Below are 13,657 nucleotides of genomic sequence, written 5' to 3'. Positions count from 1 at the left end.
CCCAATGAAGCCTAAGGGATCCCTTAGGCTTGCTTACCCGTTGCGCTTAAAGGAGAAGACAATGACGGTTATAGCTCCGGTAATCACCATCGATGGACCGAGCGGTGCAGGGAAGGGAACGCTCTGCAAAGCGTTGGCGGAAGCGTTACAATGGCATTTACTGGACTCCGGCGCGATCTACCGGGTGTTGGCGCTGGCGGCCCTGCATCACCAGGTGGCCATCGACAGCGAGGAGGCGCTGGTGCCGCTCGCCGCTCATCTCGATGTCCGCTTCGAGGTTGAACAGGGGCAGTTGACGGTGGTGCTGGAGGGGGAAGACGTCAGCCAGGCCATTCGCAACGAAACCGTCGGCAATACCGCGTCGCAAATCGCCGCGTTTCCGCGCGTGCGTGAAGCGCTGCTGCGGCGTCAGCGCGCATTTCGCGCCGCGCCGGGCCTCATCGCCGATGGCCGCGACATGGGAACCGTGGTCTTTCCCGATGCGCCGGTAAAAATCTTTCTGGACGCGTCGTCGGAAGAAAGGGCGCACCGCCGCATGCGGCAGTTGCAGGAAAAGGGCTTTAGTGTTAACTTTGAACGCCTTTTATCCGAGATAAAAGAACGTGACGATCGCGATCGCAATCGCACGGTGGCGCCATTGGTGCCGGCGGCTGACGCGCTGGTGCTTGACTCCACCCGCCTGACTATCGATGAAGTGATAGCCAAAGCGCTGGCGCGCGCCAGGCAGATTCTGGCGCTATCGTAACGATATCGTCATTAAATTACCCCGCAGCGAGGAAAGGCAGCGGGGCGTGTATAACAACCCCATCAAGCAGGATGCCGGATGGACGTTAATCAAAAAATCTGAAGATTATCAAATATGACAGAATCTTTTGCTCAACTCTTTGAAGAATCCCTGAAAGAAATCGAAACCCGCCCGGGTTCCATCGTTCGCGGTACCGTTGTGTCCATCGCGAAAGACGTGGTTCTGGTTGACGCCGGCCTGAAATCCGAATCCGCCATTCCCGTCGAGCAGTTCCGCAACGCCCAGGGCGAGCTGGAAATCGAAGTGGGCGATCAGGTTGACGTCGCTCTGGATGCAGTCGAAGACGGTTTCGGCGAAACGCTGCTGTCCCGTGAAAAAGCCAAGCGCCACGAAGCCTGGCTGATGCTGGAAAAAGCCTACGAAGAAGCGGCCACCGTGATCGGCGTTATCAACGGGAAAGTCAAAGGCGGTTTCACCGTAGAACTGAACGGTATCCGTGCGTTCCTGCCGGGTTCTCTGGTCGACGTGCGCCCGGTTCGCGACACTCTGCATCTGGAAGGCAAAGAGCTTGAGTTTAAAGTGATCAAGCTGGATCAGAAACGCAACAACGTGGTGGTTTCCCGTCGTGCCGTTATCGAATCCGAAAACAGCGCCGAGCGCGATCAGCTGCTGGAAAACCTGCAGGAAGGCATGGAAGTCAAGGGTATCGTCAAGAACCTGACCGACTACGGCGCCTTCGTTGATCTGGGCGGCGTTGACGGCCTGCTGCACATTACCGATATGGCCTGGAAGCGCGTGAAGCATCCGAGCGAAATCGTGAATGTTGGCGACGAAATCACCGTTAAAGTACTGAAATTCGATCGTGAGCGTACCCGTGTCTCCCTGGGCCTGAAACAGCTGGGCGAAGATCCGTGGGTCGCTATCGCGAAACGCTACCCGGAAGGCACCCGCCTGACCGGCCGCGTGACCAACCTGACCGACTACGGCTGCTTCGTTGAAATCGAAGAAGGCGTTGAAGGCCTGGTGCACGTTTCCGAAATGGACTGGACCAATAAGAACATTCATCCGTCCAAAGTGGTTAACGTGGGCGACGTGGTGGAAGTCATGGTGCTGGACATCGACGAAGAGCGTCGTCGTATCTCCCTGGGCCTGAAGCAGTGCAAAGCCAATCCGTGGCAGCAGTTTGCTGAAACCCATAACAAGGGCGACCGCGTTGAAGGCAAAATCAAGTCGATCACTGACTTCGGTATCTTCATCGGCCTGGACGGCGGCATCGACGGCCTGGTTCATCTGTCCGACATCTCTTGGAACGTGGCCGGCGAAGAAGCCGTGCGCGAATACAAGAAGGGTGACGAAATCGCGGCCGTGGTTCTGCAGGTTGATGCAGAGCGCGAGCGTATCTCCCTGGGCGTGAAGCAGTTGGCTGAAGATCCGTTCAATAACTACCTGTCTTTGAACAAGAAAGGAGCTATTGTTACCGGTAAAGTCACAGCAGTTGACGCAAAAGGTGCTACAGTTGAATTAGCGGGTGGCGTGGAAGGTTATCTGCGCGCCTCTGAAGCTTCGCGCGACCGCGTGGAAGACGCTACGCTGGTCCTCAACGTCGGCGACGATGTGGAAGCTAAATTCACCGGCGTCGATCGTAAAAACCGCGTTGTCAGCCTGTCCGTTCGTGCCAAGGACGAGGCGGACGAGAAAGAAGCTATCAGCACCGTGAACAACAAGCAGGAAGAAGGCAACTTCTCCAACGCAATGGCTGAAGCCTTTAAAGCGGCGACCAAAGGCGAGTAATAATAACGGGGGAGCGGAGGCGACTCTGCTCCTGGACGGTAGTTAAGTTGTTATGCTGCTCTTGAAGAGAGCCGCGTAAACTTGGAGGAATTATGACCAAGTCCGAGCTTATCGAAAGACTAGCTGGCCAGCACGCTCATATCCAGGCAAAAGTGGTTGAGGATGCAGTGAAAGAGATGCTTGAGCATATGGCGACGACGCTCGCCAGCGGCGAGCGCATCGAAATCCGCGGTTTCGGCAGTTTTTCTCTCCACTACCGTGCCCCGCGCGTCGGCCGCAATCCGAAAACCGGTGATAAAGTGGAGCTGGAAGGCAAATATGTTCCGCATTTTAAACCCGGTAAAGAGTTGCGCGATCGCGCCAACATCTACGGCTAACAGCCGTGGCCCGGCGCCAATGTTATTGCAAACCTGAAAAGCCCCTTATGGGGCTTTTTTTTTGCCTCCAGGCTGCCGGAGATCGGGTCAACGGCCGATGGGAAAACAGCGAGCGGTACCGATATGCTGTAGGGGTGGTTAGAGCCGGTAAGGATTAAGCCGATGTCGACTATTTAAGAGCCAACGCATGGCGCCACGGATACCGGACATCGCCCCGCTGCGGCCTGTTAACGGTGACCCAAAAGATTATCGGCTGAAGCATACCGGACGACGCTCATGATTAACCGTTATATGAGGTGAAGATGCCCATCGTTTTTTCAATGCCTAATCGACATATCCTGCTCAGCGACCAGAAAGTGGCGCAAGTATTGAATGCCAATACCGTCCAGGAGGCAACGCGAATCAATAACATTGCTGAATTTGTCAGTGGCATTATTGATTGGTTCAGGGGGGGAACGCAGAAAAAAGAGATTATAGCGCTATTTCACAGCCTTCAGGAAAGCCAATATGGCGCAACGGCGATGCCAGAATACCGCCGTCTGGAGAAATTCATCCAGCTAAGGCGACTGGCGTTACCGGAATACCAAAGTCAGTTCCAGCTGCAAATCCTCGCCCCAACCGCACGGTATGACTGGGGCTACGCGCTAAAGGTTAATGGCCAAACCTTATTCCAGTGCGACAATGTCATTGCAAAAAGCAAAAACGGTGACGCGGATCCACTGCCTTTCTTTCATGCGGCAAACCTTCGCATGAAAATGGAGGATGCGGTTTATCAAACGTTGCGCCTTCAGGCCGATGGCGCACTGCACTATTTGCCCCTTTATAAAAAAGCGATGCTTTCCCACCTGTTTGACGTCAAACACACGGATTTAGACCGCTTGATGGATAAACTCCAGACGCGCGAATACCGTCTGGAAAATCTGGAAACAATTGACAATTATAAATACGGAATTTCTTTCGACGCGGTATTCAAAAACGGCAACCGCATCTCTATTTCCGACGCAAACGCCGCCGCATGGCGGGCGGGCGACGAGACATTGCGCGAGAAATTGGCAAGTAAACGGTATGCGGATTGGGATGCCCTGCTGGGGGAGGGATACCGGAGCAAAGACGATAGGGTGCTCAGAGCGCTAACGGCGCCCCTCAAGCGAGACTACTGCGACGTGATACATCACGCCGAAGTGCTGACGGCACCGGGCCTGTGTGATTTCCATAACGCGTTACGGGAAATCGCTATCGCCGATACCGATCTTTTTGATCTCTGGGACCTGGCGAACGAAGTAGGCGGTTATGAGGATGATAGGTTAAGCTGCGGCGTCGGTGACCACTTGCTCAATTTGCAGTGCGGTGATGACGATCTGCGCGAAGATGACGTCGACAGCCTGTTATGGCTTGACGATAGCGGCTTGTTCAGCGATAGCGATGGGGGGAGCGAGTCGGTGGAAAGTCTGCTTGCGGCAATGCCGCCAATGCCGTCATTAACGCCGCTTGCTTCGTCGTTACCGCTTACATCGCCGCCGCTTTCGCCGCTCTCGGCCATTGCGTCGCGGGATGACGCATGAGGCGAGCTATCCGACGGGAGCGCCGTCGCCATTTGCCCCGGCCGGCTGCAAAAGCGGTAACTTAACTGCGGCGCGGCTTCCCGTTCTGCCCCTGCGGCGAGACTTCGCCGCATTTGATGCCTGATACTGCCTGTCTTCTTTACCGCGTCCGTTAAGAGGCAGGTCCGTCGATGCCATTGTCAATGACCGCGCTGGCGCTGGCCGTTATCGCGGGGAATGTGCCGCTGTTGTTTTTGCCGCAACTTCCGACGGCGGGCGCGCTGTGCTGCCTTCTGGCTGCCGGCTGGCTGTTGCTTTTGACCGGCCGCCGCACGGCGCAGTATTTGGCGGTGGGGGTGCTGATGCTGGCCTGGAGCGGCCATCACGCTCGGCTATTGCTGGTGCAAACCACGGCCTGGAGCCAGGGTAATCAGACCTTGATTGCCCGCGTGGCCACCCTCAATCTCTCGGCCGAAAATGCTCCCGCCCGCCTTGTCGTACGCGTCAGCCACATCAACGGCCAGCGGGTATTTCCTCCGGTAGCGGTGGCGCTGCGCTGGCGCGCGCCGCCGGTGCGGTGGTGTGCCGGGCAGCAATGGCGGCTGCGGGTGGCGTTACAGCCAGTGCATGGGCGCATGAATCAAGGGGGATTCGATAGCCAGCGTTGGGCCATGGCCAATCACCAGCCGTTGCAGGGCAGGGTGCTGCGGGCGCGGCTGCTGAGCGACGGGTGCGGCCTGCGCCAGCGGTGGGTTGATCGCGCCATCAAAAGTATGCAGCAGCCGCGCTGGCGGGCGCTGATGCTGGCACTGGGCTTCGGCACGACCCAGGAAATCAGCGACGGTGAATGGCAGTTGCTATCGCGCACCGGCATCGCCCATCTCATGGCGATTTCAGGGCTGCATATCGGCCTGGCGGCGCTGTTCGGCTGGCTGGTGGCGCGGGGAGCGCAATTCTTCTGGCCGGCCCGCGCCATTGGCGTGGGAGCGCCGCTGCTGTTCTGCTGGGTATGCGCCGCGGGCTATGTGGCGCTATCCGGGGCGAATTTCCCCGCCCAGCGCGGTTTGCTGGCGCTGACGCTTTGGACTATCGTTCGCCTGCGGGGCGTCACGCTAAGTCCGTGGCAAATTTTACTGTGGTGCGTATCGCTTATCCTCATCACCGATCCGCTGGCGGTGCTCTCCAATAGCCTGTGGCTTTCTTGTACCGCGGTGGCGGCACTGATTTTCTTCTTTCAGTGGGCGCCGCTGCCGGCCCGCTGCCGGCGCGGTTGGCGCTGGTGCGGCATTCGCTGGCTGCATTTGCAGGGAGGCATGACCCTGCTGTTGTTGCCGATGCAGTGTTTACTGTTTCACGGCGGTAATCCGCTGGCGCTGGTGGCCAATATGTGGGCGGTGCCGCTGGTGTCGTTTATCAGCACGCCGCTCATTTTGGCGGCTATCGTCACCGGCGGTCTTAAGGGGGTGAGCGCTCAGCTCTGGCGTTGGGCGGATCTGTCGCTTGATGGCGTGATGGCGCCGCTTGCGCCGCTGGCGCAAGGGTGGTTAACGCTGTCGGGCCAAGGGCTGGTCATCAGCGCCGCCGGTTGGCTGGGCATTATCATCTGGCGATTCGGCTGGTGGCGCGCTTATCCTCTGACGATGGCGGTGTTGGCCGTGCTGATGCTGCAAAGTCTCAGGCCGCCGGCAACGGACGAATCGCGCTGGCGGCTGGATATGCTGGATGTGGGCCACGGCCTGGCGGTAAGTATTGAGCGCGACGGCAAGACGCTGCTGTATGACACCGGCGCCGGCTGGCGCGAGGGCGATATGGGCAAGGCGGCAATCCTTCCTTACTTGGCCTGGCGGGGCCTGGCGCCGGAGCATATCTACCTGAGCCACAGCCATGAAGATCATATCGGCGGTTTAGCCAGCGTGCGGCGCGTTTGGCAAGCGGTACCGGTCAGCAGTTCGTTCCGCGCGCCCGGCCACGGCTTATGTCTGCGCGGGCAGCGCTGGCGCTGGCGGGGGTTACATTTTGAGGTGCTCTGGCCGCCGGCGTCGGTCGCCAGCGCCGGCAATAATGATTCCTGCGTGCTGCGGATAGACGATGGCCGCTTTCGGGTGCTCCTCACCGGCGACATTGAAGCGCCGGCGGAACGGGCGTTGCTGCGTCTGGATCGGCCCGCGTTGCGCGCCGAGGTCCTTCAGGTACCCCATCACGGCAGTAAAACGTCTTCCACCGCCCCCTTTTTACGGGCGGTGCGGCCGCAGGTGGCGCTAGCCTCGGCGGGGCGCTACAGTCCCTGGCGTCTGCCGGCTGAGGCGGTGGTGCAGCGCTACCGGCGTCTGGGCATTCGCTGGCGCGATACAGCGGTAAGTGGCCAACTGAGCGTGCGTTTTTATGCGCGGTCGTTTGAGGTGCTGGCCTATCGCGGTCAAATTTCCCGCCGTTGGTATCATCAGTGGTTTGGCGTCGCCGCGCTAAATAGGTAGAATAGGCGGCTATTTAGTCCCGGCACTGGTAAATGAATGCTAAACGATAAAGATCTCTCCACCTGGCAGACCTTCCGTCGCCTTTGGCCGATGATCTCACCTTTCAAGACAGGTCTGATCGTCGCGGCGATTGCCCTGATACTCAATGCCGCCAGCGATACCTTTATGCTATCGCTGCTTAAACCCCTGCTGGATGACGGATTTGGCAAAGCCAACAGCAATATTCTGGTCTGGATGCCGCTGGTGGTGATTGGCCTAATGGTGCTGCGCGGCGTCAGCGGCTTTGTCTCCAGCTATTGCGTATCCTGGGTTTCCGGCAAAGTGGTGATGAACATGCGCCGCCGGCTGTTCAACCACATGATGGACATGCCAGTGTCTTTTTTCGACCAGCAATCCACCGGTACCCTGCTTTCGCGCATTACCTATGATTCCGAACAGGTAGCGTCATCCTCCTCCGGCGCGCTGATTACCGTGATTCGTGAAGGGGCATCGATCATCGGCCTGTTTGCGATGATGTTCTATTACAGTTGGCAATTGTCGCTGATCCTGGTGGTGATTGCGCCCGTGGTATCGTTTGCCATCCGGCAAGTGTCAAAACGGTTCCGCCAGATCAGCAAAAGAATGCAAAACACCATGGGGCAGGTGACCACCAGCGCCGAGCAGATGCTCAAAGGGCATAAGGAAGTGCTGATTTTTGGCGGCCAGAAGGTGGAAAACGAGCGTTTCAACAGCGTCAGTAACCGCATGCGCCAGCAGGGGATGAAAATGGTGGCCGCCTCTTCGGTCTCCGATCCGCTGATCCAGTTTATCGCCTCCCTGGCGCTGGCCTTTGTTCTGTATGCCGCCAGCTTTCCGTCGGTGATGGAAACCTTGACCGCCGGGACTATCACCGTCGTGTTTTCGTCAATGATTGCCCTGATGCGCCCGCTGAAATCCCTGACCAACGTCAACGCCCAGTTCCAGCGCGGTATGGCCGCTTGCCAGACGCTGTTTTCCATTCTTGATATGGAAACCGAAAAGGATGAGGGGACGGTGGAGGTCGAACGCGTTAAAGGGGATATCGCCTTCGAACACGTCACCTTTTCCTATCCCGGTAAAGAGACGCCTTCGCTGCACGACATCAGTCTGAGCATTCCGGCGGGGCATACGGTGGCGTTAGTGGGGCGATCCGGCTCCGGTAAATCGACCATCGCCAATTTGTTGACGCGGTTCTACGATATCCAGCAGGGCCAGATCCTGCTCGACGGTACCGATTTGCGCGCCTATAAGCTCGCCTCGCTGCGTAATCAGGTGGCGCTGGTTTCCCAAAACGTGCATTTGTTTAACGATACTATCGCCAACAATATCGCTTATGCCCGCAAGGCAACCTACTCCCGCGAGCAGGTAGAGAACGCTGCCCGCATGGCTTACGCCATGGATTTCATCGAAAAAATGGACATGGGCCTGGATACGGTTATCGGCGAAAACGGCGTCTTGCTCTCCGGCGGCCAGCGTCAGCGTATCGCCATCGCCCGCGCGCTGCTGCGCGATTGCCCGATACTTATTCTCGACGAGGCCACCTCGGCGCTGGATACCGAATCCGAGCGGGCAATTCAAAAAGCGCTGGATGCGCTGCAAAAGAATCGGACCTCCCTGGTCATCGCCCATCGCCTGTCCACCATCGAAAAAGCCGATGAAATTCTGGTGGTGGAGGAGGGACGGATCGTCGAACGCGGCAATCATGAGGAGCTGATATCGCGCCAGGGGGTTTACGCCCAGCTTCACCGGTTACAGTTCGGCCAATGATTGCCCGCATCTGGTCCGGCGCCTCGCCGCTGTATCTGCTGCTGCTGCCATTTTCCTGGCTGTATGGACTGGTAACGGCGCTAATCCGTTACAGCTATCGCCGCGGCTGGCGGAAAGTACATCGTTTTTCGCTGCCGATCGTGGTGGTGGGCAACCTGACCGCCGGCGGCAACGGCAAAACGCCGGCGGTGCTATGGCTGGTGACGCAACTGCAAGCGCGCGGCTGGCGGGTCGGGGTGGTATCCCGCGGCTACGGCGGACGCGCGGCGCAGTATCCGCTGCTGCTGGACGCCACCACCACCAGCGAGCAGTGCGGTGACGAGCCGTTGTTAATCTGGCAGCGAACCGGGGCGCCGGTTGCGGTGGCGCCCCGGCGCGCCGAAGCGGTGGCGGCACTGCTGCGCGCGCAGCCCTTGGACGTGGTGGTGACCGACGACGGTTTGCAGCATTATGCGCTGGGGCGGGATATCGAGTGGGTGGTTATCGACGGCGAGCGTCGGTTCGGCAATGGCTGGTGGCTGCCCGCCGGCCCTATGCGCGAACGGGCCGACCGTCTACAGCAGGTGCAGGCGGTCATCGTCAACGGCGGCGACGCTCGTCCTAGCGAGGTGCCGATGCGGCTTGTCGCCGGCGCGGCCGTCAATTTGCTGACGGGTGAACGTCGCGCGCTTTCCGGTTTGACGCCGGTGGTGGCGATGGCCGGCATTGGACATCCGCCGCGCTTTTTCGCCACGGTACGCGCAGGCGGCGTAACGCCGGTGCGTGAGGTGGCGTTTGGCGATCATCAAGCCTACCGACAGCAAATGCTCGACGCGCTGGCCGCGCCGGATGAGCAGTTGCTGATGACCGAGAAGGACGCGGTCAAATGCCGCTCCTTCGCCCGTGCGAATTGGTGGTATCTGCCGGTCGACGCGCAACTGCCCAAGGGGGCGCAGCAACGTTTGCTGACGCCGGTTGAGCAGGCCATCCAGCGCTATCGCGAAGTTGCGGACGGCGGCGCAAAAACGTAACGCGCGGAGATACGACGCCCGATGACAGGGTGCGGCCGAGGATAGTGAACGTGCGGCGCAAGGCGCGGAGATACGACGTTTGGCGGCAGGGTGCGGCCGAGGATAGTGAACGTGCGGCGCAAGGCGCGGAGATACGACGCCCGATGACAGGGTGCGGCCGAGGATAGTGAACGCGCGGCGCAAGGCGCGGAGATACGACGTTCGGCGGCAGGGTGCGGCCGGGGGCGGTTAGCGCGCGATGCCCTGGCGCACGGCGCAGACATACTACACGCGGCGGTAAGAAGGCACATCAGGGGGAGTTAACGCGCGGCGGCGCGGTGCTTGAGAGCAGAGAAACAAACGGCCCGGCTAACGTGGGTTAACCGGGCCGTCCGAGCGATGGTCTATTGCTTAGCGGCTAAAATTAGCGAACAGAGCAATGATTTTGTTTAACGTTTTCATGGCAGGCCTGTCTTATAAATGTTTTAAAGTGTGATTCAGTTCACAAAAATACTACTCCTCCATCGGCTACATATCAATAACATCTGCATAAATAAATGACGATTATCAGCAAATGCTGCGATAGGCGACAACGATTGCCGGCGGTGATTCCCGGCCCCGTGCCGCTTATGCTATTCTCTGCACCATCATCCTTTGCGCAGGCATGCCCCCTTGGAGGAATCATGGATCATCGCCTATTGGAAATCGTCGCTTGCCCGGTCTGTAACGGCAAACTTTATTACAACAAAGAACGACAAGAACTGATTTGTAAGTCCGATGCGCTGGCTTACCCCTTGCGCGACGGTATCCCTGTGCTGCTGGAGAGCGAAGCGCGCGCCATCACATTGGACGAGACAAATTCATGAGTTTCATCGCCATTATTCCCGCCCGTTTCGCCTCCAGTCGCCTGCCCGGTAAGCCGCTGGCCGATATCAACGGCAAACCCATGGTGGTGCGCGTCATGGAACGGGCACAAGCCTCCGGCGCCGATCGGGTCATTGTCGCCACCGATCATGCCGGCGTGGTCGAGGCGGTAGAGCGGGCCGGCGGCGAAGTGTGCCTGACCCGCCCCGATCATCAGTCCGGCACCGAGCGACTCCAAGAGGTCATCGACAGATATGACTTCGCCGACGATCGGATAATCGTCAACGTGCAGGGGGACGAGCCGCTCATTCCGCCGCAAATCATTCGCCAGGTGGCGGATAATCTGGCGGGCGCCGATGCCGGTATGGCCACGCTGGCGGTCCCTATCACCACGGCGGAAGAGGCGTTCAACCCCAACGCGGTCAAAGTGGTGGTGGATGCGCGCGGTTACGCGCTCTATTTCTCACGCGCTACGATCCCCTGGGATCGCGAAGGGTTTGCCCGCAGCCGCGAGCACCTCTCCCACGGTCTGCTGCGTCATATTGGTATTTATGCTTACCGCGCCGACTTTATCCGCCGCTATGTCAGCTGGTCGGCCAGCCCGCTGGAAAAAATTGAGATCCTCGAACAGCTGCGCGTCTTGTGGTATGGAGAGAAAATACATGTCGCGGTAGCAAGCGTGGCGCCCGGCATGGGCGTAGACACGCCGGAAGAATTGGCGCAGGTTCGTTTGTTGCAGCAGCAATTGGAGTAACCGCCCCGTGCTGTACGGCGCGGGGGCCAATCGAGATCTCCGCGCCGATTTCCCGCCTTTGTTTGATCTAACGCGACGTTTTTTAGGCCATTCCTCCCCATGATGTTGGCTGTGCCGCGCGGTGCGCTGGTGTAATCCTGTGCCGAACATAAGGTTAGCGATGTCATGGAACAATTACGCGTTGAGTTAAGCGCCGTTTTAGGGGAGCCGTTGAGTCGGCTTGAACGCATCAGCGAGCAACCTTATGCCCACTTGTATGCTATGTACGACAGAGAGGGCCATGCGCTGTCCCTGGTGGCGAAAAGTTACTTGTGTCCGGGCATCGCCCAGCAGGAAGCCTACAAGCTGTCGATGCTGGCCCGGGAGGGCGAGATACGGTTGCCGACGGTATATGGCCTGATTTTATCCCAACATCCCCCCTACAAAGAGCTGCTCTTAATGGAACGGCTGCGGGGCGTGCCGGTCGAGGCGCCAACCCGCACGCCGGAACGCTGGCAGCGGCTTCAGGAGCAGATCGTCGATGGCATCCTCGCCTGGCACCGCATCGATAGCCACGGCCTGGTAGGGACCGTCGACAGTACCCAGGAGAATCGCTGGCCTGCATGGTATTCACAGCGGATCGAGGTCATCTGGTCGACCCTGAGTAAAGTCTCGGCGCCGTTGCTTTCCCATGACGATCGAGTATTGCTGTTCCGTACCCGGCAGTGTTTGCCGCGGCTCTTTGACGACTTCAACGAGGGGTGTGTGCTGGTACACGGCAACCTGTCGCTGCGCAGTATGCTTAAGGATCCCCGCAGCGACCAGCTATTGGCGATGTTGAATCCGGGGACGGTGCTGTGGGCACCGCGGGAATACGACCTTTCGCGGCTGAGCGACGAAGGAATGAGCGAAGCGCTGCTGTTTCATTATCTCAGCCGCGCGCCGGTGGCGGAGGCGTTTCTTTGCCGACGCTGGCTATACGCCATCTGGGAGGCGGCGGCGCGCTATATTCACACCGGCCAGTTGGACCACGACCTGTTCGTGCGCGCGGGACGCGAACTGATCCCGTGGCTGGACTAAGGCGGCAGGCAGCGGCGTCACCAGGCTGGCAACACCAAGGGCTTAGCATCGATGGGCGCCCAAGGCGATCCGTGCCCGGCCAGCAAGCCTGCCGCCGTGCCGGTGAAGCGGCGTGGCTGGGCCGAGAGGAGGATGCTGCCGGGCGCTTTGCTACTGCCGCGCGGAGGAGGGAATATTGCCGGCCGCTCTGTCGTGGCTGCCGCGGGGATAGGCGACTATTTCCGGGCGCTCTGCTGCTGCCGCGCGGATGAGGGGATGCCGTCAGGCGCTAGGCCGTTGCCGCTTCGCCAGTAAGGCAACATGGCCGCGCCGATCCGCTTAACCTCTTACGTCGGCATCCTTGACCGGCGTCGGGCCGCGGTTCCCGGACGGCGCGGCGCGATCCGCTATGCCCAACAGCCATTGCCAGGCTTGGCCGAGGGTTTCATACCAGACGCGCTCGCTGTGGCCCAGCCACAGCGGCGAGGGCAATATCTTTTCCTGCGGCTGCAGTGGGCTCTCGATCGCGAGCTGATTTGCCGGCACCGGCAGCGGCTTAAGCCCTGCGGCGGTAAAAAAGCCCATCGCCCGCGGCAGATGATTGGCTGAGGTGACCAGCATCAGCGGCGCTTGCCCCACCAGCATGGCGACGCTTGCCGCTTCCTGACGGGTGTCCCGCGGGCTATCGAGCACCACAATGGCCGATGCCGGCACTCCCAAACTCTGCGCCACGCGCGAGGCGGCCTCGGCGCTGCTGACGGGATTGCCGGGCGCGGCGGCGCCGGTAAACACCATCGTCGCGCCAGGGTGGGCGCGCCATTGACGGATCCCTTCCGTCACGCGCGGCAAGCTATTGTTAATCAAATTGGCGCTGGGCGGCCAATGGGGATTCCAGGTATACCCCCCGCCCAGGACCACAATCCACTTCACGGTTTCGCCGCGGGGCTGCCACGTGGGATAATGGGCCTCCAGCGGGGCCAGCAGGCGGTCGGCAACCGGCTGCAGGCTCAGCGCCAGCAACAACAGCCAGCCTACGGACAGCAGCAGCCTGGCGATTTTCGGCCCGCGGTTTAGCCACAGCAACACCAGCCCGGCGCCCATCACCAACAGCAGCAGCGGTAACGGTAACAACAGACCGCCGATGAATTTTTTCAGGGTAAACAGCATGGCGTATCGCTCCGATTGAGTGAAATGTAATCAACCAGCCGCAATCCGGCGCTGGAATGATTCATTCTACGTCAGCCTGTGACAAAATAGGCCCCTCGCGTCCACCGGCGACAAAACATCTTGTCCCGCCGT

Annotated in this window: 11 protein-coding genes; 10 read left to right on the top strand and 1 reads right to left on the bottom strand. The window is 59.6% G+C overall.

Annotated features, from left to right (window positions below; genetic code table 11):
- Window positions 1-61 precede the first annotated feature (61 nt).
- The 10 genes from cmk (at window position 62) to SANT_RS13375 (ending at window position 12,379) form a co-directional block, all read left to right on the top strand.
- Window positions 62-745 carry a (d)CMP kinase gene (cmk, locus tag SANT_RS13420; RefSeq protein ID WP_025422805.1) on the top strand — a complete coding sequence of 228 codons (684 nt, stop codon included), beginning with the start codon at window positions 62-64 and terminating at the stop codon, window positions 743-745.
- 114 nt (window positions 746-859) lie between these two features.
- Entirely contained in the window at window positions 860-2,536 is a 1,677-nt protein-coding gene (rpsA, locus tag SANT_RS13415) for a 30S ribosomal protein S1 (RefSeq protein WP_025422804.1), read from the top strand.
- A gap of 92 nt (window positions 2,537-2,628) precedes the next feature.
- Window positions 2,629-2,913 carry an integration host factor subunit beta gene (gene ihfB, locus SANT_RS13410; protein WP_025245364.1) on the top strand — a complete coding sequence of 95 codons (285 nt, stop codon included), beginning with the start codon at window positions 2,629-2,631 and terminating at the stop codon, window positions 2,911-2,913.
- Window positions 2,914-3,215: 302 nt separating this feature from the next.
- Window positions 3,216-4,475 (top strand): hypothetical protein, encoded by a 1,260-nt coding sequence (locus SANT_RS13405; protein ID WP_025422803.1) that lies wholly within the window; start codon window positions 3,216-3,218, stop codon window positions 4,473-4,475.
- Window positions 4,476-4,645: 170 nt separating this feature from the next.
- Entirely contained in the window at window positions 4,646-6,928 is a 2,283-nt protein-coding gene (locus tag SANT_RS13400; protein WP_237234616.1) for a ComEC family protein, read from the top strand.
- Between the two features lie 36 nt (window positions 6,929-6,964).
- Window positions 6,965-8,713, top strand: coding sequence for a lipid A ABC transporter ATP-binding protein/permease MsbA (msbA, locus tag SANT_RS13395; RefSeq protein ID WP_025422801.1), 1,749 nt, complete (start codon window positions 6,965-6,967; stop codon window positions 8,711-8,713).
- Window positions 8,710-9,723, top strand: coding sequence for a tetraacyldisaccharide 4'-kinase (gene lpxK, locus SANT_RS13390; protein ID WP_025422800.1), 1,014 nt, complete (start codon window positions 8,710-8,712; stop codon window positions 9,721-9,723). Before msbA ends, lpxK begins: the two co-directional genes overlap by 4 nt.
- Window positions 9,724-10,385: 662 nt before the next feature.
- Window positions 10,386-10,568, top strand: a complete 183-nt coding sequence (gene ycaR, locus SANT_RS13385) for a protein YcaR (RefSeq protein ID WP_025245854.1) — start codon at window positions 10,386-10,388, stop codon at window positions 10,566-10,568.
- Window positions 10,565-11,320, top strand: coding sequence for a 3-deoxy-manno-octulosonate cytidylyltransferase (kdsB, locus tag SANT_RS13380; protein WP_025422799.1), 756 nt, complete (start codon window positions 10,565-10,567; stop codon window positions 11,318-11,320). Before ycaR ends, kdsB begins: the two co-directional genes overlap by 4 nt.
- A gap of 165 nt (window positions 11,321-11,485) precedes the next feature.
- Window positions 11,486-12,379, top strand: coding sequence for a YcbJ family phosphotransferase (locus SANT_RS13375; protein ID WP_025422798.1), 894 nt, complete (start codon window positions 11,486-11,488; stop codon window positions 12,377-12,379).
- A 318-nt stretch (window positions 12,380-12,697) separates the two neighbouring features.
- On the opposite strand, the gene elyC is transcribed toward SANT_RS13375, so the two are convergent.
- On the bottom strand, window positions 12,698-13,525 hold the full coding sequence (gene elyC, locus SANT_RS13370) for an envelope biogenesis factor ElyC (protein WP_025422797.1): 828 nt from the start codon (window positions 13,523-13,525) through the stop codon (window positions 12,698-12,700).
- Window positions 13,526-13,657: the final 132 nt, after the last annotated feature.

This window comes from Sodalis praecaptivus (assembly GCF_000517425.1).
Lineage (GTDB): Bacteria > Pseudomonadota > Gammaproteobacteria > Enterobacterales > Enterobacteriaceae > Sodalis_A > Sodalis_A praecaptivus.
The sequence above is the reverse complement of the archived record's forward strand: the minus strand, read 5'-3'. Positions and strand labels throughout refer to the sequence as shown.